Genomic DNA, 22,714 nt, shown 5'->3' on the forward strand with positions numbered 1-22,714 from the left:
CGATGCCGCTCGACTGGGACAAGCTGCGCGTCTTCCACGCGGTCGCGGAAGCCGGCTCCTTCACCCATGCCGGCGAGACGCTGAACCTCAGCCAGTCCGCCGTCTCCCGCCAGATCCAGGCGCTGGAGGAGGCGCTGCAGGTGCCGCTCTTCCACCGCCATGCCCGCGGCCTGATCCTCACCGAGCCGGGCGAGACGCTGAACCGCACGGTGCGCGAGGTCTTCGCCAAGCTGGCGATGACCGAGGCGCTGCTGACCGAGAGCCGCGAGCGACCGGCGGGGCGGCTCAAGGTCACCAGCACCACCGGCTTCGGCAGCACCTGGCTGGCGCCACGGCTGGCGCGTTTCCTGCAGCTCTACCCGGAGGTCAGCGTCACCCTGCTGATGGATGACAGCGACCTCGACCTCGCCATGCGCGAGGCGGATGTCGCCATCCGCATGCACCCGCCGCGCCAGCCGGACCTGATCCAGCGCCATCTGGCGAGCTTCGGCTGGCGGGTCTGCGGCGCCCCCTCCTACCTGAAGCAGGCTGGCATGCCGCAGCGGGCCGAGGATCTCGACGCGCATCGGCTGATCGTCTGGGGCGACCACCGGCCGCCGATCGACGAGGTGAACTGGCTGAGCGAGGCCGGGCGCCGCCCCGGCGCGCCCCGCCGGGCGGCGGTCGAGGTGAACAGCCTGACCGGCATGCTGCGGGCGGTGCAGAGCGGCCTCGGCCTCGCCGCGCTGCCGGACTACATGGGCGCCGAGCTCGACGGGCTGCTGCAGGTGCTGCCGGAGCTCAAGACGCCGCGGCTGGATGCCTATTTCGTCTATCCGGAGGAGATGCGGCATTCGAAGCGCGTCTCCGTCTTCCGCGATTTCCTGATCTCTGAACTATCTACGAATGGTTGATATGTTGTTTTCGCATAGGTGCTGGCCGCATTGACCAGACCTGCATGGCAACGAGAGGCGTAGGCTCCTTCTTGTCCGGTCGATGAGGCCGGTCAGGGTAACTCGGGGCCTGCCCCGAACCCCTTCGTCTCCCAGACGTGAAGCCTCCCTGTTGACTTCGGGCGCCGCCTTCACGGGCTGGCGCCCTTCTTTTTTGCGTCGCTCGCGTCGAGTTGAGGCGGGCCTTGCGGTATCGCAAGGCCCGGCAGCGCGGCGCGTCCCACCCTCGGCCTGTCACGCAGAGGGCTTGGCGATGCGCTTGCCACGACTCCGTAGCTTCATCCAGCGGCACATCGTCGCGCCCGTGCCGGACGAGATGAACATGTGCCTGAGCTGCAACCAGGTGGACTGCTCGGCCGCCGAGTATGACACCTGCACGCCGCGCCTCGCCCGGGCCGAGCGCCTTCGCCGCGAGCCTGCGGCAACCGTTTATACCGCGCCGAGCAGCGCCTCCGCCTCCTCGACCACGCTGCGCAGCGCGCCGGGCACGAAGGGCGAGCTGAGCTCCGCCGAGGCGACCAGCTCGGTGAAGGGCGCCGAGCCGCCGCGGCCGCAGAGCGCGATGTAGTCGGCGAGCGCCGCCTGCGGATCGCGGCGCGAGCGCGCCCAGAACTGCAGGGCGCAGCACAGCGCCAGGGTGTAGTCGATGTAGTAGAAGGGCGAGCGGTAGATATGCGGCTTGGCCTGCCAACGCCCACCCTTGGCGGGATAGGCGAGGTCGCCGTAATCGGTCCAGGGCATGTAGTGCCGCTCCAGCCGCTGCCAGATCGCATGCCGCTCCGCCGGCGTCGCCTCCGGCCGGGCATAGACCTCGTGCTGGAAGTGATCGACGCAGACGCCATAGGGCAGGAAGGCGAGCGAGACTTCGAGGTGCATGCGGCGGAACCGCTCGGCATCCGCCTCCCCGACCAGCAGGCCGATCTGCGGATGCGTCAGGAATTCCAGCGACATGGAATGGATCTCGGCCGCCTCCATGGTCGGCCAGAGATAGTCGAGCCCCGGCAGGGCGCGGCTTTCCCAATTCTGGAAGGCATGCCCCATCTCATGCGTGAAGACGCCGATATCGTGATGCGTGCCGTTGAAATTGGCGAAGATGAAGGGCACGCCGACGCTCGGGAAGCTGGTGCAGAAGCCGCCTCCGGCCTTGCCCGGGCGGTTGCGCAGATCGGTGAAGCCGCCTTGCTCCATCAGCCGCCAGAAGTCGCCGAGCCGCGGATCCATGCGGTCGAACATGGTCTGCGCCCTGGCGCAGAGAACGTCATGGTCGCCGACCGGCCCGGGATTGCCGCGCGGATCGACCAGCGCCTCGTCCCAGAAGCGCAGCCGGTCCCAGCCCTGCGCCTGCCGCCGCCGCTCCAGCAACCGGGCGACCAGCGGGACGACATGCCTGGCCACCTCGTCGCGGTAGCGCGCGACATCGGCGGCGTCGTAATCGGTGCGGCGCATGCGGCGATAGCCGAGCGGCGTGTAGGTCTCGTAGCCGAGCTTGCGCGCCATGCCGTGGCGCAGCCGGACGAGCTCGTCATAGATGCCGTCGAGCGCTTCGCCATGCGCCGCGAAAAAATCCCAGCGCAGCGCCTCGGCGCGATGCCGCGTGGCGCGGTCGGGATCCTCGGCATAGGGCGCGAGGCCGGAGAGATTCACCACCTTGCCGTCGATCTCGAGCTTCGCGCCGGCCAGCAGCTCGGTGTAGCGCGCGCCCAGGCGCGATTCCTCCTCGAGATCGGCGGCGATCGCCGGTTCGAAGGTGGTGACGTCCATCTCCCACAAGCGGAGAGCGAAGTCCCCCGCCGCCGCGGCGAGGGCGGCGCGGTCCGGCCAGGCGAGCAGGCGCCGCTTCAGGGCGGTCTCGTGTTCCGCCGCCACCGGCGCCAGGGCGTCGGCATATTCACGCGCCGACTTCGCCGCCTCGCTCGTCGTGTCCTGGGAGAAACGCAAATGCGTGAGGGAGGACCAGCTTTCGAGGTCGCGGCGATGCCGGTCCCACTCGGCCAGCGCCGCGCCCAGCTCGCCGGCATCGAGGCGCGCGGCGATGTCGGCATAGGCTGCGGCCAGGCTTTCGCGCGTCGGCTGCGGGAAGGACAATTCGGAGAAATTCGGGATCGCGGTCATGCCGGCGTCACTGCCTCCATGTCTTCGGCGGCGGCGTAGCACGGCGCCGCCAGGCTTGCCGAGGCGATGCGCGATCGTCGCGGCAGACCGGCAATTGGGGGGTGGACAAAGCGGCGGCGAACGCTAAAACCCCCCTCCCGGACGGCGGCCTCGGCCACCGCCCGCGGGCGCATAGCTCAGTTGGTAGAGCAGCTGACTCTTAATCAGCGGGTCCAAGGTTCGAGTCCTTGTGCGCCCACCACCTGCCCCGCCCGATCCTGGCCCTGGCCTCCTCGCAGCACTATGCCGCTCCCGCTCGAACTCGCGTCGCGCAGCGACGTTCTGTGAGCGGATCGGGACGCCACACCCGGTCCCTGCGATCACTGATCCCCTAGGGTGCCCGATTCCGTCGGGCACCCTTTTTCTTCGCGCCGCGCCGCTCAATCGGCCCGGATGCCCTCCTCCCGGATGAAGGCGCCGAGGCGCTTGCGCTCCGCCGCCAGGAAGGCGCCGAAGGCCTCGGGCCCCTGCCCGGCCGGCTCGGCGCCGAGCAAGGTCAGGCGCTGCTGCACCTCTTCTTGCCGCAGCGCCGCCACGGCCGCATCGGCCATCCTGGCGATCATGGCGGCGGGCGTTCCCGTCGGCGCCAGCAGCCCGTGCCAATCGCCGATCGCGAAGCCCGGGAAGCCCTGTTCGGCGACTGGCACCGCCTCGGGGAAGGCCGGCGTCCGCCGCGCCGTCGAGAGGGCCAGCACCCGCAGCTGGCCGTCGCGGATCAGCGGCGCCGGCGTCGGGATGGTCGAGAAGGTGAAGAGCGTCTCGCCGGTCAGCACCGACTGGATCTGCTGCGCGCCGCCGCGATAGGGCACATGCGTCGCCGTCAGCCCCGCCCGCTTCAGCAGCAGCGCCGAGGCGAGGTGCGAGCCCGTGCCGATGCCGCTGCTGCCATAGCTCTCCTGGCCGGGATTGGCCTTGAGGTGGTCGAGCAGCGCCCCGAGGCTGCGATAGGGCGCCGCGCTCCGCACCAGGAGCAGCGCCGGCAGGACGGTGAGCTGCGTCACCGGTGCGAAGGCCGTCGCATAGTCGAAGCCGAGGCCGCTCATCAGGAACTGGTTCACCGCCTGGCCCGAGGCGTCGATCAGCCAAGTGTAGCCATCCGGCGCCGCCTGGGCGACGACGCCGGAACCGACCGCCCCGGTGGCGCCGCCCCGGTTCTCGATGACGATCGGCTGGCCGAGCGCCGGCTGCATCGGCGCGGTGACGAGGCGCGCCGCCACATCGGTGCTGCCGCCCGGCGGCCAGGCGACGACGACCCGGATCGGATGGTCGGGCCAGGCGGCCTCCGCCCGGGCGCCCCCCATTCGGGCGATGGCGGGCAGGCCGAGCGCGGCGAGCGCCGCGCGACGCGATAGGCGCATGACGGATCCTCCGGTTATTCCCCTCGTCATGCCGCGAAATGCCGGGCGCCGGAAGGTCAGCCGCGGGCGCCGAGCAGCCGGGCCGCCGCCGCCACGCAGCGGGCGAAGCCCGCGAGGTCGTGCCAGCGCCGCCCGGGCTCGACCTCCTCGACCACGAGGCAGCCGCCGGACGCGACGATCCCGCCCTCCAACATCAGGTTGTCGTGGCGGTCGAACTCCTCCACCGCCATGCCCTCGGCATCCTCCCAGGCGCCGTCGGCGCGCCGCCGCGCCGCCGGGCCGAGATGGGCCAGCGTCCGGGCGCCGAAGCGCCGCGCCACCTGGGTGTAGCCGAAGACCGGCCGGCCGAGGGCGCGCATGAAGCCGAGCTCATAGACCGTGCCGACATCGGCGGAGGGGCCGCGGAAGGGCGTCAGGTTGGCGATCAGCGCGTCGCAGGAGCGGATATGCGCCTCGTTCGCCTGGGAGATGCGCAGCCAATCGGGCCAGTCCGCATCGGGCGCCCCATCGAGCGTCCTGGGCGGCGGGTCGAGGGGGAAGACCCCGGTCAGGCCATGCTCGGCGCACAGGGCGCGCTTGGCGGCCGCCAGGGCTTCGACATCGGCCAGGAAGACCTCCGGCCCTGCCAGGTAGATTCGCATCGCCGCATGCTGCCTGCGAAGCCGGGCCGGCGATATCGCGGCGAGGCCCCGCGATCATCACGGCATCGCCATGGCGGCGCCCGCCGCCCGGTCCCGTCCTTCCACCGCCCGGCCCCTGCTTCTATAGGCGGTGCCCGGAGAGGGGACGGCATGGCACGGGACGGACGGGAATTGCTGCCGGGGCTGCACGGCCTGCGCGCCATGGCGGCGATGATGATCCTGCTGTTCCATCTGCACGCGATCCCGCATCTCGCCGTCCCGGCGGCGCTGCCCTGGATCGCCAGCCATTTCGGGCTGGGCGTGCACCTCTTCTTCGCGCTCTCGGCCTTCTCGCTCGCCTGGGCCAATCCGCGGGCGGCCAGCGAGCCCGGCCCCTATCTCATCAAGCGGGTCTTCCGCATTGCGCCGCTCTACTGGCTGATGGCGATGCTGATCCTGGGCATCGGCGCCTGGCCCGGCCTGCTGCGCGCTGCCGCCGAATTCGCCTTCCTCTTCAACTTCGTCCCCGGCTGGGCCGGCGGCCTGGTGCCCGCCGGCTGGACCGTCGGGGTGGAGATGCCCTTCTACCTGATCCTGCCCCTGCTGCTGCGCATCCGCAGCATCGGCGGGATGGCGGCGGCGGCGGCGCTGGCCACGCTGCTGTCCTGGGGCGCGCGCCTCTGGCTGGAAGCGCGCATGCCCGGCAGCGACTATCCGCAGACCGCGCTCCTCGCCAACCTCTTCGCCTTCGTGCTGTCGCTGCTCGCCTTCCGCATCTTCGAACGCGTCCGCGGCGGGGCCTGGGCGGGCCGGACCGCCGGCCTCGCCGCCGCTCTCACCCTCGGTCTCGGCGCCGGTCTCCTCTCGCCGCTTGCCGCGCCCCTGGCCAGGCCGGGGAATCCGGACCTGCTGCTCTTCGGCATCGTCTTCGCCGCGCTCTGCCTCTGGCAGGCGCTGCGGCCCTCGCGGCTGCTGCGCTGCCGCGCCGCGCTCTGGCTGGGCGAACGGAGCTACAGCCTCTACCTCTTTCACTTCCTGCTGATCCTGGCCCTGCGCCCGGCCTATGCCCGGATCACCGAGGCGCTGGGCCAGGGCGGCGCGGCCTATCTGGCGAGCCTCGCCATCACCCTGCCGCCACTGCTGGTCCTCGCCGCCCTCGGCTACCGGCTGGTGGAGCGGCCGGGCATGGCCATTGGCCGCTGGTTGATTGCCCGGCGCGCCGCCGGGCGGCCGGTTGCGCCCAGCCTGGCGCCCGCCGGCATCGATCGCGGCCGGGCCGGCTGACCCTTCGGCCATCCGCGCGATGCCAGCGGCATGGGTTGCCTGCAAGGGCGGCTGATACTGGACGCACGGCATTCCGACTTGCGGCCCGCGGTGCCGAGCGCCCGATGGGCGCTGCCGGTCGCGCCGTGATGCGGCGAAGCCAAGCCGCGCGGGTCGGGGCACTGCTTCGAACGGCGCCCGGCACTTGAGGGGGCACGAAGGTGAAACCCTCGTGTCCTCGGTATGATATCAGGTAGATGACGCGCGCCGCTGCCGGAAGGCGCCGAGCATGCGCCGCGGCTCATCCGTCTCCCAGGCAGCAGCGAAGGCGGGGATGCCGGCCGCGACCGCATCCCGCATCGGCAGGTCCTCCCATTGCCGGATCAGCCGCTTCTGCAGCCGCAGCGCCTGCCGCCCGGCGGCGCCGAGATGGCCGAGCCAGTCCAGCACCGCCGCATCCAGCTCCGCCGCCGGCACCACCGCCTCGACCAGCCCCCAGGATAGCGCCTCCGCGGCGCCGATCGTCTCAGCGAGCAGCAGCAGGCGGCGGGTGCGGCCCCAGCCGATCAGCCCCGGCAGCAGCGCCGCCTCGACCACCGAGGGGATGCCGACCCGCACCTCGGGCATTCCGAACTGGGCATGCTCGGCGGCAATGCGCATGTCGCAGGCGGCCGCCAGTTCCAGCCCGGCCCCCAGCGTCCAGCCATTGAGGCGACCGATCACCGGCACCGGGCAGTCGCGCACCGCACGGCAGCAGCCATGCACCAGGGTGATGAAGGCCTGCGCCGCCTCGCCATCGGCGAGGTCGGCCATGACGGTGATATCCGCCCCGCCGACGAAGGCCTTCCCGCCGGCTCCGGTCAGCACCGCGGCATGCAGCGTCGCATCCGCCGAGAGCCGCTCCATCGCGGCGATGAAGTCGCGCATCAGCGCTGGGTTCAGCGTGTTGAGCTTGGCCTCATGCGCGATGCTCACGACGGCGACGCGGCCGGTCGCCGGCGCCTCGCGGATCTCGACGCGAATCTCTCCTGGCATGATTCCTTCCCTCCTCCCGATCAATGGTTGCCGAGGCGCGCCGGCACCCATTTTCGATCCGATATCATCACGTTCCGCCCATCGGCGCCGGCGTGAATGGACGCCGAGGCCATGGTCGCGCGAGTCTGCTGCGAGAGGCGAGGAGGCGGGATGGACGTCGAGGATGCAACCCTGCGGTGGCCGCTCGAGCCGCGGCGCCCGGACCCGCCCCTGCAGGAGGATGCGGCCCTCCGCGACCTGCTGGCGCATCGGCGCAAGCGCGCCTTCGACGCGGCCTGTTCGGCCGCCTGCTACACGCTCGGCGTCCGGCTCGGCCTGCGCAACGGCGCCCTGCCCGCCTGGCTGCCGACGGCACCGCCCTGGGCACGCCAAGCGATGCGGGCCGGGCATGCCAGCGGCCTCGCCATCGCCGGCGAAGGCCTCGCCCAGCCCGGCCGCTGAGCATCCCGCCCGCTGCCTGATGCGGCGGGCGGGCGGCGAAGCTCATACCATCGGACCGATCGTTTGACCGGTCCGAGGCCCTGAATGGGGCCCGCCGCAGGTGCGGCGGAGCCAAGCAAACCGAAGGTTTGCGCCCAGGGTTTGAGGGACCGTTGATGGGTTGCCATCAACGGCCGTCGACATCAGACCGGGTTCATCGGCTGCATCGCTTCGCCCTCATCGGGCAGGTCCGGCAGGCTGTCCTCCGGCTCGTCGCGCCAGCCGGAGCGGCGCTCCATGGCCTTCCGCGCCAGCAGGGCGCCGCCAACGATGCCGGCGCCGACGCCGACACCCGCCAGGAAGGGCCCGATGCCGGCGAGCACCGCCATGCCGCCCATGGCGGTGCCGGCCACGGTCATCGGCCCCGGCAGGCCCCCAGGCAAGCCGAAGGGAGTGCAGCGCGGCAGGAACATGGAATGCCCTTCTCCTGATCGATGAGAGTGATAGTGGCCCGTCGGATCGTCACCGCAACCCGGCCTCAGCCGGGGATCTTCTGCGGTTCGCGGTATGTGAACGCGGTGCCGGCCTCGATGGCTGCGTCGACCGCCAGCGAGAGCACGCCGTGATGCGGCGACAGGGCGCAGGCCGGATCGGTGCTGGCGGCATCGCCGGTCAGGGCGAAGGCCTGGCAGCGGCAGCCGCCCCAGTCGAGCTCCGCCCGCTCGCAGCCGCGACAGGGCAGCGGCATCCAGCCGGTGCCGCGGAAGCGGTTGAAGGCCTCGGAGTCTTCCCAGGCCCATTGCAGCGAGACCTGCCGCACATTCGGAAAGTCAAAGCCCGGCAGGCTCTCGGCGGCATGGCAGGGCAGGACCCGGCCGGCCGGCGAGACAGCGAGGAATTGCCGGCCCCAGCCGCCCATGCAGGATTTCGGCCGCTTCGCGTAGTAGTCGGGCACGACATAGTCGATGACGAGCCGCCCCTTCAGCGCGCGCCGCGCCGCCTCGACGGTCGCCGTCGCCGCCTCGAGCTGCGCCCGGGTCGGCAGCAACGCGTCGCGGTTGGCCAGCGCCCAGCCGTAATACTGCACATGCGCCACTTCGAGTCGCCCGGCGCCGAGGTCCAGCGCCAGCTCGATGAGCTGCGGCAGGCGGTCGAGATTCTGCCGGTGGACCACCGCGTTCAACGTCAGCGGCAGGCCGGAGGCATGCACCAGCCGGGCGAAATCCAGCTTCTTCGCATGGCCGCCGCGATAGCCGCCGATGCGGTCGGCCGAGACGGGCTCGGCATCCTGCACCGAGAGCTGCACGTGATCGAGCCCCGCCTCGGCCAGCGCCTGCAGCTTCGCCTCGCCGGTCAGCACGCCCGAGGTGATGAGGTTGGTGTAGAGCCCGGCCTCGCTCGCCGCCCGCACCAGCGCCACGATGTCGCGCCGCGCCGTGGGCTCGCCGCCCGAGAGATGCACCTGCAGGCAGCCCAGCGCCGCCGCCTCCTGGAAGACGCGGGCCCAGGTGGCGGTGTCGAGCTCCTCGCCCGGCCGGGCGAGCGCCGTCGGGTTGGAGCAGTAGGGGCAGCGCAACGGGCAACGATGCGTCAGCTCGGCCAGCAGCGCCAAGGGAGCAGCGGGTGGGGCGGCCAGAGGGGCGGCGGGTGGGGCGGCCAGAGGGGCGGCGGGAGGGGCGGCGGGGACCGTCATGATGCCCCTCCATATGGGGATGCGCCCCTCATGCGGTGACCACCCCCTTGGCGGCGAGATCCTCCAGCATGGCGAGGACGTCGCCGAGGATCTCCTCCCGCGGCGCGGCGAAGCGAGTGGCGAGGTCGTCGACCATGGCATCGACCGGGCGGGCGCCATCCACCAGCCGCAGCACCTCGAGCGCGATCTCGTCGGGGACGAACATGCGCTCCGGCCCCAGCACCACCCATTGGCCGCGCGCCTTGTCCTCGCGCAGCCTCATGCCGCGCCCGAGCCGCAGCACGCTGGCGCCCGAGAGGGTCATGCCCGGCCGCTCACGCCGCGCCCACACCCGCCGCGCCCAGACCCCCCTCACCGGGCCGCCAGGCGCCGGGCGGGATGTGGCCGGGCTCGACATAGGCATGCTGCAACGCATCGAGCTGCGCCCAGAGCAGGTCGCATTTGAAGCGCAGCGCCGCCATCACCTGCTCCTGCTGCTCGCGGGTGCGGGCATGCTCCTTCACATAGGCCAGGGCGAAGGCGACATCCTGCGGCGCCTGGGTCAGGCGCGGCGTGAAATAGGCGAGCGTCGCCTCCGAGACGAAGTCGTAGTTGCGCAGCATGCCGGAGACGCGCTCGGAGATGATGTTCGGCGAGAACATCTCGGTCAGCGAGGAGGCGACGGCCTCGAGCAGGCTGCGCTCCTTCACGAAATGCACATAGGCATCGACGGCGTAGCGCGTGCCGGGCAGCAGGCCGCGCAGCGAGGTGACGTAGCCGCGGTCGAGGCCGAGCCCGTCGGTGAGCTTCAGCCAGCGCTCGACGCCGCCCGGCTTCACCCCGTCGCCGTCATGGTCGACGATGCGGCGGCGCCACTCCCGCCGCAGCTCCGGCGTCGGCAGCCGGCCCAGCACCGCCGCGTCCTTCGCCGGGATGCTGGCCTGGTAGTAGTAGCGGTTCAGCGCCCAGGCCTGGACCTGCGGCTTGCTCAGCTTGCCGCCATGCAGCAGGTGATGGAACGGGTGGAGGATGTGGTAGCGCTCCTCGCCGATGGCGCGGAGCCGCCGTTCCAGCTCCTCCGGCGGCAGCAATTCCGTCTCGCTCACAGCGTCACCTCCATGCCGTCTTCCGCGACGTCCCAGCCCGCCGCCACGGCCGCGGCGCGCTCCGCGCTGTCTGCCAGGAGAACGGGGTTGGTGTTGTTGATATGGATCAGGATTCGCCGGCGCACGCCGAGCCGGGCGAAGGCGGCGATCACGCCCTCAGGCCCGTCGATGCTCATATGCCCCATGCGCGCCCCGGTCTTCGGCCCGGCGCCGGCACGCAGCATCTCGTCGTCGCGCCAGAGCGTGCCGTCGAAGAAGACGCAGGCCGCGCCCTCGAGCCGCGCGGCGAGCGCCGGCGTCATGGCGGCGCAGCCGGGGATGAAGAACAGCGCCTCGCCGCCGGCCGCGACGCGGAGGCCGATCGTCTCGCCCTCCTCCGCTCGGCCCGGATCGGCGCCCGAGGCGTCCTCGAGGAAGAGCGGCACCTTGCCCGGGACGGCGAAGGCCTCGACCGTCAGGCCGAGCGGCGCGCCCGCCGCATCCTGCAGCGCCAGCGGCGCCTCGAGCGGCAGCGGCCGGCGCGGCACGATGGCTGGGTTGACCGCCTGGAAGATCGGGTTGGCGGCGAGCACGGCGAGGGCCTGCGGCGCGCCGTAGAGGGCGAAGGCGTGCCGCTCGCGCAGCGTCAGCAGGCCGGCGATGGTGTCCACCTCGGCGCCGGTCAGCACCACCGCGGCGATCGGCGAATGCCGGATCTCGCCCGGTGCCGGGCGTGGATGCAGGGCGGGGGTGGCGATGATCTGCTGCCGCAGGTCGGGCGAGGCGTTGAGCAGCACCCAGCGCTCGCCATCGGCGGAGACGGCCAGCGAGGCCTGCGAGCGGGCGGGCGCGGCGGGGTCGCCGGCCAGCGCCCGGCGGCAGCCCGGCCCGGCGGAGTTCCATTGCGGGAAGCCGCCGCCGGCGGCGGCGCCGAGGACGATGGCGCGCAGCACGGGCGGGCGCTCAGCCGGCCGATGCGGCGGGCAGGATCGAGCGGGTCATCTTGGTCGTTCTCCTCCGGGAGGCGCTTTTGGACCGCCGCCGCCTCCTGGCCGGCCGGTCGGCCATGCCGCTTCCCCTGGCTTACCGGCAGGCAAGAAAAAAGCCCCGCACGCTGGGCGCGGGGCCTGGACCGGCCGGGCACGGGCACGCCCAGCCGGGCTGCCTGCCAGGGGCTCTGGCCAATCCTTTTTCCGCAAACGGATCTCAGGCCCCTGGGATCAGCGCCGCAGAGTCCTGGTGCCGCCCGCTGCAGCCGAGGCGCCAAGCCGGCCGAGGCCGGCCAGGGCTTCAGCCGATTTCGGCGCAGGCGTAGCTGTTGATCTCGAGCGCGAGGGAAACCTCGGTCACGCGGGGCTTCTTCCAGGCCATGATTTCCTCCATCGAGGCGGTGATCGCCTTTTCGTATTTTGGGAAACCGGTCGCGCCAGATCAAGTGATCCCTTCGTGCATCGCCCGCCCGGCCGGACCACGCCCCTTGCCGGCCCCCCCCCGGTCCTCGGGCAAGGGCTTGAAATTACGGATGCCGCGACCATCCTTCGCAGCCGATTAAGATTTCCCCACGAACCGCCTGCCGCCGGTGAAGCGCCCGTTGGGCAGGTTTCGCGGCCGGCCACGCCCTCCCGGGCACCCTCCCCCATGCGGCCTTCGCAGGCTACAGCCCCCGACACCCAATCGGGCCGGCCCTGCCCGGTCGGCCGCGCAACAGTGCAGGAGTCGTGACATGAGCTACCGGGTCGCGGTCGTCGGCGCCACTGGCGCGGTGGGACGCGAGATGCTGAAGACCCTCGCCGAGCGGGACTTCCCCGTGCGCGAAGTCATCGCCCTCGCCTCCGGTCGCTCCACCGGCCTCGAGGTCTCCTTCGGCGAGAAGGCCGTCCTCAAGGTGCAGGCGCTCGAGCGCTTCGACTTCAAGGGCACGGAGATCGCGCTCTTCTCGCCCGGCGCCAGCGTCTCGGCGGTGCATGCGCCGCGCGCCGCCGAGGCCGGCTGCGTGGTGATCGACAATACCAGCCAGTTCCGCATGGAGCCGGGCGTGCCGCTGGTCGTGCCGGAGGTGAACCCCAAGGCGCTGAAGGGTTTCGCGCGGCGCAACATCATCGCCAACCCGAACTGCTCGACTATCCAGATGGTGATGGCGCTGAAGCCGCTGCACGACATCGCCCGCATCCGGCGCGTCGTCGTCGCCACCTACCAGTCCGTCTCCGGCGCCGGGAAGGAGGCGATGGACGAGCTCTTCAACCAGACCCGCGCGATCTACGTGAATGACCCGACCGCGCCGGAGCAGTTCAGCAAGCCGATCGCCTTCAACTGCATCCCGCATATCGACCGCTTCCTCGAGGACGGCGCGACCAAGGAGGAGTGGAAGATGGCGGCGGAGACGCGGAAGATCCTCGATCCCGACATCGCGGTGGTGGCGACCTGCGTGCGCGTGCCGGTCTTCATCGGCCATGCCGAGGCGGTGCATGTCGAGTTCGAGGCGCCGATCACCGAGGAGCAGGCCGCCGAGGCGCTGCGCGAGGCGCCGGGGGTGCAACTCGTCGACAAGCGCGAGGACGGCGGCTACGTGACCCAGGTGGATGCCGCCGGGGAGGATGCCGTCTTCGTCAGCCGGCTGCGCGCCGACCCGACCGTGCCGCACGGCCTCGCCTTCTGGTGCGTCTCCGACAACCTCCGCAAGGGGGCGGCGCTGAACGCGGTGCAGATCGCCGAGGCGCTGCACGAACAGGGGCTGATCAAGCCGCGCCGGGGAGGCTGACGAGGCGGCTGGCGGGCCGGGACCTTCGGCTCAGCAGCCCTGCTCGGCGCCGCGCGCGGCGCCCGCCTCGCGGATCATCGCCGCCAGCCGGTCGGGTGCGAAGGGCTTCTGCAGGAAATGCTCGCGCCGGCCGCCGTTCCGCCTGGCCGGCTCCGGCGCGGCGCCGCTGATCAGGATGACCTCGACATCGGGATGCCGCGCCCGCGCCATCTCCGCGAGGTCGAAGCCGTTCAGCCCGGCGCCGAGATTGATGTCCGCCACCAGCACGTCCGGCACCTGCCCGGCGCCGAGCAGGATCAGCGCATCCTCGGCATTGGCCAGCCCGTCTACCTCGAACCCGTCGCCGTCCAGCGTCTCGGACAGCAGGTTCCGCACCAGCGCGTCGTCCTCGATCAGCAAAACCCGCATCGGCTCTCCTTCCTGCCCGTCGGCCCGGCCGCCGGCGCGCCGGCGGCCGCTCGACGGCAAGCCCCGCGCCCCTATATGCCGGGGCAACGCATCAGGCCGCGGAAGGATCGCCCCTCCCTTCGATCGACAGGCTGCCCAGCCCGGCCATCAGAGCCGGCAGGCCGCGTCCAGGAAGGCGGCGATGAGGGTGCCAGGCCGCACCCCGCGCTCGCCGGTGTCCCGTGGCCGCTCCTCCAGCTCGAGCCCGGCGGCGTCGGCTTCGCGGTACCAGTTGCCCTCGATCGGATTCCAGCTCTGCTCGGCGCAGCGGTAATCGGCGAGGAAGGCGACGCTGCGAGCCTGGCCGCCCGTCTCCGGCAAGCGGATCGGCGCGGCGAGGTCGAGGACGATCCAGACCCGCCGCACCCCCTCCCGCCAATGCGCGACCTCGGAGGCGGCGAAGGCGCCGGCGATGCCGCCGCGCCGGTCGAGCGGGATCGACTGCCAGGCGGCGCGCGGCGCCAGGGTGAGCGCCGGCGGCTGCGGCCCGGCGGGAGCCGCGGGCGGCGCGGCCGGCGGGACGCATCCCAACAGCGGCAGCAAGGCGAGCAGGCCGATGCAGGGGCGGGTCAGGCCGGTCAAGCGCATGTCCAGTGGCTCCGGGGCGATCGGCGGCAGGGCGGCCGCGATCAGGGGGCGAGGAGGCGCGGGTCTGCACCGCCGAGGCGCGCAACGCCACCCCCTCTTCCGGTTCCTCAGGAGGCGCGGCGCATGCCGCCCCGTTCCCGCCGCGTCGCCCGCTTCCTGGCAGCGGACCGGTCCCTCGACCGGTCCGGGGCCGCGAAGGGGCGCCGCAGGCGGGCCAGCCTCAATGCGTGCGCAGCTCGGCCAGCCGCGGCAGGCGCGGCGCGTCGAGGGCGCGGGCATAGGCCTCGTCGAGCCCGTAGAGGTCCGGCCGGATGCGCACCTCGCCGCCCTCGATCGTCACCGTGGTGTAGTGCAGCCGCACCGGGATCGACCGGCCAACCGTCATGACCGCCGTCTGGCGCCCGGCCAGCACCTGCTCGACCCGCGCCCGGTCCCAGCCGGGCGTGCCCTGCAGCGCGATGCCGAGCAGCTCCATCGGCTTCTCCAGCCGGATGCAGCCGGAGGAGAAAGCCCGCTCGGCGCGGCGGAAGAGGCCGCGATCCGGCGTGTCGTGCATGAAGATGTCCTCGCCGTTCGGGATCACGAACTTGATCCGGCCGAGGGCATTGGCGTCGCCGGCATCCTGGCGGATGAGGTAGGGGAAGCGGTCCTTCTGCACGCTGCGCCAGTCGATGGCCAGCGGGTCGAGCTCGACGCGCTGGCCGTCGGCGAAGCCGTAGACGCGGAAGCCCTTCTCCATCATGGCGCGCGGGTTGGCGCGGAATTTCGGCAGCAGGTCCTCGCGCGCGTTGCGCTCCGGCACGCCCCAGGGCGGGTTGAACATCACCGAGGTGAGGCGCACCCGCATCACCGGCGTCGGCCGCGCCGGCTTGCCGACGATGACCGCCATCTCCAGCGCCACCCGGCCGGCCTCGATCACCTGCAGGCGCTGCCAGGGGATGTTGACCTCGATGCGCCGGTCGGCGCCGGGCGGGGCCGTGGCGCGGCGCATGTCGAGGGCGACCCGGAGCTGGCGGACCGCGACCTCCGCCGGGCGGTTGAGCGCGGCGAAGGTCATGCGGCCGATCCGGCCGTCCGGCTCCAGCCCCTCGCCCGCCTGGAAGCGCTGCACCGCGGCGACCAGCGCCTCGTCATAGACCAGAGGATCCTCGGGCGCGGCGGCGGCCAGCGCCGGATCGACGGCGGCGAGGCGCGCCCGCAGCGCCGGCACCCGCTCGGCATCGGCCATGCCCGGCTCCAGCGCCTCGATCCCTGGCATGGGCGGCACCACCGGCCAGCCCCCGGCCGCGACCCGGGCGCGGGCGGCGGCGAGCGCACGCTTCAGCGGCGCGGCGCCGGGCGGCAGCAGCGCCGCCCGCTCGATTACCACGGCCGGCTCCGGCGCGGCGGCCAGCTCCGCCACCCAGGGCGCGAGCGGCAGGGAGGCGGTCTCGCGGCGGATATCCGGCCGGTTCGGCAGCTCCCGCACCCGGCCGTGCAGCAGGTCGGCCAGCGCCGCCACCGCGGCATGGCGCAGCGCCGCGGCATAGCCGGCCGGATCGGTGCGGGCGAGCGCATCGGGCGGGATGGCGTAGTCGCGCGGCTCCAGCCCGTCCTCGGCCAGCCGCTGCAGGCGCTGCGCGAGCCGCTGCTGCGCCTCGATCCCCGATACGCCCCCTGGCGCGACCCCTGGCGCGACCCCTGCTGGCACGACCATCGCCGCCCCGCCTGGCGTGGCGCCCCGGGCGGGCGCGCCGGGCGGCGGCGAGGCATGGGCCAGGGGCGCCGCGACCAGGGCAGCGGCGGCCGGGGCGGTGAGCCGGGCAAGGGCAAGCAGGATGCGCACGATACAGTGATACATGGCGGCACCCGGCGCCGCCAAGCACAAGCGGCGGCGGGCCGGGCCGGGCCGCCGCGTTGACGCGCCCGCCCACCCGCGGGAGCCTCGGCCGCCCTCCGGGAGTCCGCGCCATGAGCCCGCTCGATCCGATCGCCCCGCCGCAGGCCGCACATGGCCGCAACAGCGACCTTGAGGCGGCGCTGGCCGAGGCGCGGGAGGCCTATGCCGCGGCGCGGCCGGAAAGCGCCGCCATCCATGCCCGGGCGCGCGAGGTCATGCCCGGCGGCAATACCCGCAGCGTGCTGTTCTACGCCCCCTTCCCCACCGCCATGCGGCGCGGCGAGGGCGCCCGGCTCTGGGATGCCGATGGCCGCGAGTATCTGGACCTGCTCGGCGAGTACAGCGCCGGGCTGTTCGGCCATTCCGAGCGGCGGATCCTGGCGGCGGTGAAAGCCGCCCTCGATGCCGGGATCAATCTCGGCGCAGTCGGCGAGGCGGAGGCGCGGCTCGCCGGGCTGATCGCGGGGCGCTTCCCCTCGATCGAACAGGTGCGCTTCACCAACAGCGGCACCGAGGCAAATCTGATGGCGCTCGCCGCCGCCCGCGCCTTCACCGGCCGGCCGAAGACCCTGGTGATGCGCGGCGGCTACCATGGCGGCGTGCTGACCTTCGCCAGCGAGCGGAACCCGGTGAACCTGCCGATCCCGCTGGCCTTCACCGATTACAACGATCCGGAGAGGGCGACGCGCGACATCCTCGCCGAGGGGGACGGGCTCGCCGCCGTGCTGGTCGAGCCCATGCTCGGCTCCGGCGGCTGCATCCCGGCGAGCGAGGCCTTCCTGCGGGCGCTGCGCGAGGCGACGCGGCGGACCGGCGCGGTGCTGGTCTTCGACGAGGTGATGACCAGCCGGCACGGCCCTGCCGGGCTGCAGGGCATGACAGGCGTCACTCCGGACATGACGACGCTTGGCAAGTACATGGCGGGCGGGATGAGCTTCGGCGCCTTCGGCGGCCGGCGCGAGATCATGGCGGTGTTCGACGGCCACCGGCCGGGGACGCTGCCGCATGCCGGCACCTTCAACAACAATGTCTGGTCGATGGCGGCCGGCTGCGTCGCCATGGGCGAGATCTTCACCCCCGCCGTCGCCGAGGCGCATTACGCCCGCGGCGAGGCGCTGCGCGCGGCGCTGAACGAGGCCTGCCGGCGCGCCGGCGGGGCGATGCAGTTCACCGGCCGCGGCTCCATGCTGACGGCGCATTTCCGCCCCGGCCCGATCACCGCCCCCTATGCCGCGGGCCCGGCCGAGGACGGGCTGCGGGAGCTCTTCTTCTTCGACATGCTGGCCGCCGGCATCTACCTCGCCCGGCGCGGCATGGCGGCGCTCTCCCTGGCCGTGACGGAGGCGGACGGCGCCCGCTTCCTCGCCGCGGTGGAGGAGTTCCTGGCGGCGCGCGGCCCGCTGCTGGCGGCGGGGAGCCCGGCGCAGGGATGAATTCCGCCGACCGGGCGTTTCCGCATCCCGGCCTTCTGCTCTACCCTGGGGGTGGCCCGAGGAGACCCCCATGTCGACGTCCATCGCCGGACACCACCGCCTGTCCAACCAGGCGCGCCGGGTCATGCTGCTCACCGGCGCCTCGCGCGGGATCGGCCATGCCACGGTGAAGGTGTTCTCCGCCGCCGGCTGGCGGGTCATCACCGTCTCGCGGCAGCCCTTCCCCGAGGAATGCCCCTGGGCCATGGGCCCCGAGGACCATATCCAGTGCGACCTGGCGAGCCCGGAGGACACCGAGCGCGCCATCGCCGAGATCCGTCAGCGGCTGGAGCCGGAGGGCGGCCGGCTGGATGCGCTGGTGAACAATGCCGGCATCTCGCCGAAGGGGGCGGCCGGCGCCCGGCTCGGCACCATCCAGACCGCGCTCGACGACTGGAAATGGGTGTTCCAGGTGAATTTCTTCTCCTCGATCATGCTCGCGCGCGGGCTGATCGAGGAGCTGCAGCGCACCCGTGGCGCGGTGGTGAACGTCACCAGCATCGCCGGCAGCCGGGTGCATCCCTTCGCCGGCGCCGCCTATGCCACCTCCAAGGCGGCGCTGATGGCCCTGACGCGCGAGATGGCGCATGACTTCGGCCCGCTCGGCATCCGGGTGAACGCGCTGAGCCCGGGCGAGATCGACACCTCCATCCTCTCGCCCGGGACGGAGAAGATCGTCGAGGAGCAGATCCCGCTGCGCCGCCTCGGCAAGCCGGCCGAGGTGGCCAAGGCGATCTACTTCCTCTGCACCGAGGCCTCCTCCTATGTGAACGGGGCGGAGATCCATGTGAATGGCGGCCAGCACGTCTGAGCCGGGCAAGGGCGGGCGCGGCATCCGGCCATGGCGCGCGGCCGCCCCGCTCGGCCTCCTGCTCCTCGCCCTGGCCGGCTGCGCGACGCCGCCGCCGGCCTCCGACCCGGAGGCGCTGGCCGAGTTCAGGGCCAACAACGACCCCTTGGAGCCGGCGAACCGCAAGCTCTACGCCGCCAATGAATGGCTCGACCGGGCCGTGACCCGGCCGGTCGCGGTGGAGTATCGCCGCGCCGTGCCGCGGCCGGTGCGCAGCGGCATCCGCAACGTCCTGAACAACATCCGCAGCCCGGTGATCCTGTTCAACGACATGCTGCAGGGCGAGCCGCGCCGCGCCGGCGACACGCTCGGGCGCTTCCTGCTCAACACCACGGTCGGCGTCGCTGGCATCTTCGACGTCGCCGACAGCTGGTTCGGCGTGCCGCGCCACACCGAGGATTTCGGCCAGACCATGGCGGTCTGGGGCGTCGGCGAGGGCCCCTACGTCTTCCTGCCGCTCTTCGGCCCGACCAATCCGCGCGACCTCGCGGGCTCGACCGTCGACGGCTCGGCCAACCTGATCACCTGGTTCGGCCAGGGCGCCGTGGTGGACGCGCTGCGCACCACCCGCGGCGCGATGAGCCTGGTCGATACCCGCGAGGCGCTGATCGATCCGGTGGACGAGCTGCGCCGCAGCTCGCTCGACCCCTATGTCACCTATCGCAGCGCCTACCGGCAGCGGCGGCAGGCGGATATCGAGAACCGGCTCGGCCCGGCGGTGACCAGCAGCACCGGCGCCTTCCTGCCGACGCCCGCCCCGAAGGAACCGCCCGGCACCACGCCGCCCTGAAGATCCCCATCGGAACCGTCGCCGCCCGGTGCCCTGCCGCGGCAGGCTGTGACGCGCTCGGGCCGTGGGGCGAATCACAGGGTCCGCGCGAAGCCGCTTCGCGGCTTCGCGGGGAGTTCCCTACCGTCCGCCGCCGACCGGCAGCAGCGCGCCGCTGACATAGCTCGCGGCGTCGGAGAGCAGCCAGAGCACCGCCTCCGCCACCTCCTCGGCGCTGCCGCCGCGGGCGAGCGGCACGCCGGCCGACATGCGCTCGACCCGGTCCGGCATGCCGGCATTGGCGTGCAGCTCGGTGTCGATCAGCCCGGGATTGACGGCATTCACCCGGATGTTCTGCGGCCCGACCTCCCTGGCGAGGCCGATGGTGAGCGTGTCCACCGCCCCCTTGGTCGCGGCGTAGTGGATCCACTCGCCGGCGCCGCCGAGCGCGGAGGCGCGCGAGGAGATGTTGACGATCGACCCGCCGGAGGGCAGCCGCGCCAGCGCCGCGCGGCAGCAGGCGGCGAGGCCGAGGACATTGGTGCGGAACACCCTCTCCCAGACCTCGTCCGTGCTGTCGCGCAGCAGCGCCTTCGGCCCGGTGATGCCGGCATTGTTCACCAGCCCGTCGAGCCGGCCGAACTGCCGGTCCACCGCCTCGAAGGTGACGGCGACCGCCTTCGGATTGCCGACATCGGCCTGCATCGCCAGCGTGCGCGCCCCGGCCGCCTTCGCCGCCGCCTCGGTCTCCGCCGCACGCGCCGCATTGCCGGCATAGGTGAAGGCGACGTCGTAGCCGCGCGCCGCGGCCAGCCGCACCACCGCGGCGCCGATGCCGCGCCCGCCGCCGGTCACCAGCAGCACCTTCCGTTCCGTCATGGCCCTCCCCATCCCTGCGCTTTGCGGGCAGCATAGGGCCGAGACGAGCGAGGAGGGAGAGGATGTCCAGGAAAGGCCGCGTCCGCGACGCGGCGGGATGCGCCGCATGCCGGTAGGCGGCAGCGGCCCCCGGCGGCGCGCGCTGCTCGCGGCCGCCCTCGCGGCGCCGGCCACGGTGCCGCGCCGCGCCGCCGCGCAGACGCGGGTCCTTCGCCTCGTCCTCGGCTTCCCGCCTGGCGGCTCGGCGGATTTCCTCGGCCGCGCCATGGCCGAGCCGCTCGGCGCCGCGCTCGGCGCGACGGTGGTGATCGACAACCGCCCCGGCGCCGGATCCAACCTCGCCACCGAGCATGTCGCGCGCGCCGAGGCGGACGGTTCGGTGCTGCTGCTCGGCGGCAATTTCAGCCACGCGGTCAACCCGGTGATGTACCGGCGCGTGGCCTTCGACCCGATCGCCGATTTCACCGCCATCGGCCGCGTCTGCGACCTGCCGACGGTCATCGCGGTGAGCGCGGCGAGCGGCATCGCCAGCCTCGCCGATCTCCTCGCCCGCATGCGGGCCGAGCCGGGGCGCTGGAATTACGGCACGCCGGGCATCGGCACGCCGAGCCATCTCGCCGGCGCCAAATTCGCGCGGGTGACGGGGCTCGACTGGACGCATGTGCCCTTCCGCGGCGGCGCCCCCTCCCTCACCGCCCTGCTCGCCGGCGATATCGAGGTGATCATCGCCACCCCGCCGGTGATCCTGCCGCATGTCCGCGCCGGCAAGGCGGTCGCCCTCTGCCTCACCACGGCGGCACCCTCCGCCGCCATCCCGGACGTGCCCGGCGCGGCGGAGGCCGGGCTGCCCGGGCTCGACATCGCCGGCTGGTACGGGATCTGGGCGCCGGCGCGCCTGCCCGCGCTGCAGCGCGACCGCGCCTTCGCCGCGCTCGGCAAGACGCTGGCTGATCCCGCGGTGCGGGCGCGCTTCGCCGGCGAGGGGCTGCGCGCCTGGCCGAGCGAGAGCCCGGCGGAATTCGACGCCTTCATCCGCCAGCAGATGCCCTTCTGGGCCGAGGTCGTGCGCGACGCAGGAGCAACCGCCGAATGAGCACGCATATCCATCTCTGGCCGGCGCAGCAGCGCGTCCGCACCGGCCCCGTCGCCGAGGCGCTGCCGCCCGAGCTCGGCGATTGCCGCCGGGTGCTGCTGGCGACCACGCGCTCCCTGGCGCGGAGCCGGATCGCCGAGGCGGTGCGCGCCGCCATCGGCGACAGGCTCGTCGGCGAGTTCGCCGCCATGCGCGCGCATTCCCCGGTCGAGGACGTGCTGGCGCTGGCCGGGCTGCTGCGCGAGAGCGGCGCCGAGCGGGTGGTGGCGCTCGGCGGCGGCAGCGTCATCGACGGCAGCAAGGTGGCCTGTCGCGCCCTCTGGGCCGGCGTCGCCGACCGGGCGGGGCTGCTCGGCCTCGCCGTCTCGCGCGGCGCCGAGGCGGAGGGCTGGGATGCCAGGGAGCCGAGCCCGCGCATCGTGGCGGTGCCGACCACCCTCTCGGCCGCCGAATTCGCCCCGCATGCCGGCTATACCGATCTCGAGGCCGGGCGGAAGCTGCGGGCGGTGCAGGCGAGCCAGGTGCCGCGCGCCGTGGTGCTCGACCCGGCGGCGACGCTCGAGACGCCGGCCGAGCTGCTGCTCTCCTCCGGCATCCGCGCCGTCGACCATGCGGTGGAGCGCCTCTGCGCCCGGGTCCGGGCGCCCTTCTCGGATGCCGTCTCCCGCCAGGCGCTGACCATGCTGGCCGAGGCGCTGCCGGCGATCCGGCGCGACCCGGCCGACCTGGCGGCGCGCTCGGCGGCGCAGCAGGCGATGTGGCTCTCCATCATGGGCGGCTGGTCCGGCGTGCCGACCGGCGCCAGCCATGGCATCGGCTACATCCTCGGCGGGGCGCGCGGCGTGCCGCACGGCATCACCTCCTGCCTCGGCCTGCCGGCGGTGATGCAGTGGAACGAGCCGGTGAACGCGGCGCAGCAGCGGGAGGTCGCCGCCATCCTCGGCGGCGGCAGCGGACATGAGGCGCTGCGACGCTTCATCCGCGGCCTCGGCCTGCCGACGACGCTCGCCGAGGTCGGCATCGCCGAGGCGGAGATCGAGGGCCTCGCCGCCCGCTGGGATGGCGGGCCGCCGATCGCCACCAATCCGCGGCCGGTCCAGGGCACGGAGGATGTGGCGGCGATCCTGCGGCTGATGCGCTGAGAGGACGGCGCGGCGCCGGAACGCGTCGCCGAAGCGAAGCCTGGCAGGCGACGGAGGTCCTCGCCGCTGACGCCATTGACGCCGGGCAGCGGCTGCCACGTCGTGCGGGAAGCGGGCGAGGACATCACCCGGCCAGCCGCGGCCGTGACTATCCGTGCCGGCAGCCGACCGGCATGCGAAACGGAACCGGAAATTTCATTTGAAGCGCTGCGGGCCGCGGCACCATCAAAAGTCATACAAAGAAAAATTCAACTACCGGTCGCCATTCCAGCCCGCTGCATGACTGCCAACCCGCCGGCAT

23 protein-coding genes and 1 tRNA gene are annotated in these 22,714 nt (G+C 72.9%); 10 read left to right on the forward strand and 14 right to left on the reverse strand.

The genetic code is table 11. The annotated features are described in order from the left end of the window. Nucleotides 1-2: 2 nt before the first annotated feature. Complete coding sequence (locus HJG45_RS00860) at nucleotides 3-893, forward strand: LysR family transcriptional regulator (RefSeq protein ID WP_171610191.1); 891 nt, start codon at nucleotides 3-5, stop codon at nucleotides 891-893. Nucleotides 894-1,361: 468 nt separating this feature from the next. On the opposite strand, the gene HJG45_RS00865 is transcribed toward HJG45_RS00860, so the two are convergent. Continuing rightward, complete coding sequence (locus HJG45_RS00865) at nucleotides 1,362-3,044, reverse strand: M3 family oligoendopeptidase (RefSeq protein ID WP_171610192.1); 1,683 nt, start codon at nucleotides 3,042-3,044, stop codon at nucleotides 1,362-1,364. 165 nt (nucleotides 3,045-3,209) lie between these two features. Between HJG45_RS00865 and HJG45_RS00870 the strand changes: the two genes are divergently transcribed. Next, nucleotides 3,210-3,285 (forward strand) — tRNA-Lys (locus tag HJG45_RS00870). Nucleotides 3,286-3,463: 178 nt separating this feature from the next. On the opposite strand, the gene HJG45_RS00875 is transcribed toward HJG45_RS00870, so the two are convergent. Both HJG45_RS00875 and HJG45_RS00880 read right to left on the reverse strand, forming a co-directional pair. Next, the gene (locus HJG45_RS00875; protein ID WP_171610193.1) at nucleotides 3,464-4,441 is read right to left on the reverse strand and encodes a tripartite tricarboxylate transporter substrate binding protein; all 978 of its coding nucleotides are present in this window, start codon (nucleotides 4,439-4,441) and stop codon (nucleotides 3,464-3,466) included. A 56-nt stretch (nucleotides 4,442-4,497) separates the two neighbouring features. Then, a complete protein-coding gene (locus HJG45_RS00880) occupies nucleotides 4,498-5,082 on the reverse strand; it encodes a nucleoside 2-deoxyribosyltransferase (protein WP_171610194.1) in 585 nt (194 codons plus the stop codon). Nucleotides 5,083-5,232: 150 nt separating this feature from the next. On the opposite strand from HJG45_RS00880, the gene HJG45_RS00885 reads away from it, so the two are divergent. Further along, entirely contained in the window at nucleotides 5,233-6,345 is a 1,113-nt protein-coding gene (locus tag HJG45_RS00885) for an acyltransferase (RefSeq protein WP_171610195.1), read from the forward strand. 228 nt (nucleotides 6,346-6,573) lie between these two features. On the opposite strand, the gene HJG45_RS00890 is transcribed toward HJG45_RS00885, so the two are convergent. Beyond that, a complete protein-coding gene (locus tag HJG45_RS00890) occupies nucleotides 6,574-7,359 on the reverse strand; it encodes an enoyl-CoA hydratase (protein WP_171610196.1) in 786 nt (261 codons plus the stop codon). 150 nt (nucleotides 7,360-7,509) lie between these two features. Between HJG45_RS00890 and HJG45_RS00895 the strand changes: the two genes are divergently transcribed. Next, the gene (locus HJG45_RS00895; RefSeq protein ID WP_171610197.1) at nucleotides 7,510-7,800 is read left to right on the forward strand and encodes a hypothetical protein; all 291 of its coding nucleotides are present in this window, start codon (nucleotides 7,510-7,512) and stop codon (nucleotides 7,798-7,800) included. A 182-nt stretch (nucleotides 7,801-7,982) separates the two neighbouring features. On the opposite strand, the gene HJG45_RS00900 is transcribed toward HJG45_RS00895, so the two are convergent. The 6 genes from HJG45_RS00900 to pqqA form a co-directional block, all read right to left on the reverse strand. Next, nucleotides 7,983-8,252 (reverse strand): hypothetical protein, encoded by a 270-nt coding sequence (locus tag HJG45_RS00900; protein WP_171610198.1) that lies wholly within the window; start codon nucleotides 8,250-8,252, stop codon nucleotides 7,983-7,985. A gap of 65 nt (nucleotides 8,253-8,317) precedes the next feature. Continuing rightward, nucleotides 8,318-9,472: a pyrroloquinoline quinone biosynthesis protein PqqE gene (gene pqqE / locus HJG45_RS00905; RefSeq protein WP_171610199.1), complete on the reverse strand. Its 1,155-nt coding sequence runs from the start codon at nucleotides 9,470-9,472 to the stop codon at nucleotides 8,318-8,320. 28 nt (nucleotides 9,473-9,500) lie between these two features. Next, entirely contained in the window at nucleotides 9,501-9,776 is a 276-nt protein-coding gene (gene pqqD / locus HJG45_RS00910; protein WP_217362782.1) for a pyrroloquinoline quinone biosynthesis peptide chaperone PqqD, read from the reverse strand. A gap of 10 nt (nucleotides 9,777-9,786) precedes the next feature. Further along, nucleotides 9,787-10,557 (reverse strand): pyrroloquinoline-quinone synthase PqqC, encoded by a 771-nt coding sequence (pqqC, locus tag HJG45_RS00915; protein ID WP_171610200.1) that lies wholly within the window; start codon nucleotides 10,555-10,557, stop codon nucleotides 9,787-9,789. Beyond that, nucleotides 10,554-11,489: a pyrroloquinoline quinone biosynthesis protein PqqB gene (gene pqqB / locus HJG45_RS00920; RefSeq protein WP_171610201.1), complete on the reverse strand. Its 936-nt coding sequence runs from the start codon at nucleotides 11,487-11,489 to the stop codon at nucleotides 10,554-10,556. Before pqqB ends, pqqC begins: the two co-directional genes overlap by 4 nt. A 337-nt stretch (nucleotides 11,490-11,826) precedes the next feature. Next, nucleotides 11,827-11,919 carry a pyrroloquinoline quinone precursor peptide PqqA gene (pqqA, locus tag HJG45_RS00925; protein ID WP_207802898.1) on the reverse strand — a complete coding sequence of 31 codons (93 nt, stop codon included), beginning with the start codon at nucleotides 11,917-11,919 and terminating at the stop codon, nucleotides 11,827-11,829. 340 nt (nucleotides 11,920-12,259) lie between these two features. Between pqqA and HJG45_RS00930 the strand changes: the two genes are divergently transcribed. After that, the gene (locus tag HJG45_RS00930) at nucleotides 12,260-13,294 is read left to right on the forward strand and encodes an aspartate-semialdehyde dehydrogenase (protein WP_171610202.1); all 1,035 of its coding nucleotides are present in this window, start codon (nucleotides 12,260-12,262) and stop codon (nucleotides 13,292-13,294) included. A 30-nt stretch (nucleotides 13,295-13,324) separates the two neighbouring features. Here the strand turns inward: HJG45_RS00930 and HJG45_RS00935 are convergent, their stop codons facing one another. The 3 genes from HJG45_RS00935 to HJG45_RS00945 form a co-directional block, all read right to left on the reverse strand. Next, nucleotides 13,325-13,702, reverse strand: coding sequence for a response regulator (locus tag HJG45_RS00935; RefSeq protein ID WP_171610203.1), 378 nt, complete (start codon nucleotides 13,700-13,702; stop codon nucleotides 13,325-13,327). Between the two features lie 147 nt (nucleotides 13,703-13,849). Further along, complete coding sequence (locus HJG45_RS00940; RefSeq protein WP_171610204.1) at nucleotides 13,850-14,329, reverse strand: surface-adhesin E family protein; 480 nt, start codon at nucleotides 14,327-14,329, stop codon at nucleotides 13,850-13,852. Nucleotides 14,330-14,549: 220 nt separating this feature from the next. After that, the gene (locus HJG45_RS00945; protein WP_254452211.1) at nucleotides 14,550-16,169 is read right to left on the reverse strand and encodes a L,D-transpeptidase family protein; all 1,620 of its coding nucleotides are present in this window, start codon (nucleotides 16,167-16,169) and stop codon (nucleotides 14,550-14,552) included. Between the two features lie 110 nt (nucleotides 16,170-16,279). On the opposite strand from HJG45_RS00945, the gene HJG45_RS00950 reads away from it, so the two are divergent. The 3 genes from HJG45_RS00950 (at nucleotide 16,280) to HJG45_RS00960 (ending at nucleotide 19,320) form a co-directional block, all read left to right on the forward strand. Then, a complete protein-coding gene (locus HJG45_RS00950) occupies nucleotides 16,280-17,641 on the forward strand; it encodes an aspartate aminotransferase family protein (RefSeq protein ID WP_171610205.1) in 1,362 nt (453 codons plus the stop codon). 70 nt (nucleotides 17,642-17,711) lie between these two features. After that, nucleotides 17,712-18,491 carry an SDR family NAD(P)-dependent oxidoreductase gene (locus HJG45_RS00955; RefSeq protein ID WP_171610206.1) on the forward strand — a complete coding sequence of 260 codons (780 nt, stop codon included), beginning with the start codon at nucleotides 17,712-17,714 and terminating at the stop codon, nucleotides 18,489-18,491. Next, nucleotides 18,472-19,320 (forward strand): VacJ family lipoprotein, encoded by an 849-nt coding sequence (locus tag HJG45_RS00960; protein ID WP_171610207.1) that lies wholly within the window; start codon nucleotides 18,472-18,474, stop codon nucleotides 19,318-19,320. Before HJG45_RS00955 ends, HJG45_RS00960 begins: the two co-directional genes overlap by 20 nt. Before the next feature lie 120 nt (nucleotides 19,321-19,440). On the opposite strand, the gene HJG45_RS00965 is transcribed toward HJG45_RS00960, so the two are convergent. Then, nucleotides 19,441-20,178: an SDR family oxidoreductase gene (locus HJG45_RS00965; protein ID WP_171610208.1), complete on the reverse strand. Its 738-nt coding sequence runs from the start codon at nucleotides 20,176-20,178 to the stop codon at nucleotides 19,441-19,443. Between the two features lie 106 nt (nucleotides 20,179-20,284). Between HJG45_RS00965 and HJG45_RS00970 the strand changes: the two genes are divergently transcribed. After that, a complete protein-coding gene (locus HJG45_RS00970; RefSeq protein WP_171610209.1) occupies nucleotides 20,285-21,271 on the forward strand; it encodes a tripartite tricarboxylate transporter substrate binding protein in 987 nt (328 codons plus the stop codon). After that, on the forward strand, nucleotides 21,268-22,413 hold the full coding sequence (locus tag HJG45_RS00975) for an iron-containing alcohol dehydrogenase (protein WP_171610210.1): 1,146 nt from the start codon (nucleotides 21,268-21,270) through the stop codon (nucleotides 22,411-22,413). Before HJG45_RS00970 ends, HJG45_RS00975 begins: the two co-directional genes overlap by 4 nt. Nucleotides 22,414-22,714 lie beyond the last annotated feature (301 nt).

Origin of the sequence: Roseicella sp. DB1501 (genome assembly GCF_013112485.1) — a bacterium.
Taxonomy (GTDB): Bacteria; Pseudomonadota; Alphaproteobacteria; order Acetobacterales; family Acetobacteraceae; genus Paracraurococcus.

Excerpts from the sequence above, each read along its gene's own strand:
- HJG45_RS00930 (WP_171610202.1), top strand. The coding sequence starts at position 12,260 with ATGAGCTACCGGGTCGCGGTCGTCGGCGCCACTGGCGCGGTGGGACGC.
- pqqA (WP_207802898.1), bottom strand. The coding sequence starts at position 11,919 with ATGGAGGAAATCATGGCCTGGAAGAAGCCCCGCGTGACCGAGGTTTCC.
- HJG45_RS00935 (WP_171610203.1), bottom strand. The coding sequence starts at position 13,702 with ATGCGGGTTTTGCTGATCGAGGACGACGCGCTGGTGCGGAACCTGCTG.
- HJG45_RS00950 (WP_171610205.1), top strand. The coding sequence starts at position 16,280 with ATGAGCCCGCTCGATCCGATCGCCCCGCCGCAGGCCGCACATGGCCGC.
- HJG45_RS00945 (WP_254452211.1), bottom strand. The coding sequence starts at position 16,169 with ATGTATCACTGTATCGTGCGCATCCTGCTTGCCCTTGCCCGGCTCACC.
- HJG45_RS00975 (WP_171610210.1), top strand. The coding sequence starts at position 21,268 with ATGAGCACGCATATCCATCTCTGGCCGGCGCAGCAGCGCGTCCGCACC.
- HJG45_RS00890 (WP_171610196.1), bottom strand. The coding sequence starts at position 7,359 with ATGCCAGGAGAGATTCGCGTCGAGATCCGCGAGGCGCCGGCGACCGGC.
- HJG45_RS00885 (WP_171610195.1), top strand. The coding sequence starts at position 5,233 with ATGGCACGGGACGGACGGGAATTGCTGCCGGGGCTGCACGGCCTGCGC.
- pqqE (WP_171610199.1), bottom strand. The coding sequence starts at position 9,472 with ATGACGGTCCCCGCCGCCCCTCCCGCCGCCCCTCTGGCCGCCCCACCC.
- HJG45_RS00970 (WP_171610209.1), top strand. The coding sequence starts at position 20,285 with ATGCCGGTAGGCGGCAGCGGCCCCCGGCGGCGCGCGCTGCTCGCGGCC.
- HJG45_RS00865 (WP_171610192.1), bottom strand. The coding sequence starts at position 3,044 with ATGACCGCGATCCCGAATTTCTCCGAATTGTCCTTCCCGCAGCCGACG.
- HJG45_RS00955 (WP_171610206.1), top strand. The coding sequence starts at position 17,712 with ATGTCGACGTCCATCGCCGGACACCACCGCCTGTCCAACCAGGCGCGC.
- HJG45_RS00875 (WP_171610193.1), bottom strand. The coding sequence starts at position 4,441 with ATGCGCCTATCGCGTCGCGCGGCGCTCGCCGCGCTCGGCCTGCCCGCC.
- pqqD (WP_217362782.1), bottom strand. The coding sequence starts at position 9,776 with ATGACCCTCTCGGGCGCCAGCGTGCTGCGGCTCGGGCGCGGCATGAGG.
- HJG45_RS00940 (WP_171610204.1), bottom strand. The coding sequence starts at position 14,329 with ATGCGCTTGACCGGCCTGACCCGCCCCTGCATCGGCCTGCTCGCCTTG.
- HJG45_RS00960 (WP_171610207.1), top strand. The coding sequence starts at position 18,472 with ATGGCGGCCAGCACGTCTGAGCCGGGCAAGGGCGGGCGCGGCATCCGG.
- HJG45_RS00900 (WP_171610198.1), bottom strand. The coding sequence starts at position 8,252 with ATGTTCCTGCCGCGCTGCACTCCCTTCGGCTTGCCTGGGGGCCTGCCG.
- HJG45_RS00860 (WP_171610191.1), top strand. The coding sequence starts at position 3 with ATGCCGCTCGACTGGGACAAGCTGCGCGTCTTCCACGCGGTCGCGGAA.
- HJG45_RS00965 (WP_171610208.1), bottom strand. The coding sequence starts at position 20,178 with ATGACGGAACGGAAGGTGCTGCTGGTGACCGGCGGCGGGCGCGGCATC.
- HJG45_RS00880 (WP_171610194.1), bottom strand. The coding sequence starts at position 5,082 with ATGCGAATCTACCTGGCAGGGCCGGAGGTCTTCCTGGCCGATGTCGAA.
- HJG45_RS00895 (WP_171610197.1), top strand. The coding sequence starts at position 7,510 with ATGGACGTCGAGGATGCAACCCTGCGGTGGCCGCTCGAGCCGCGGCGC.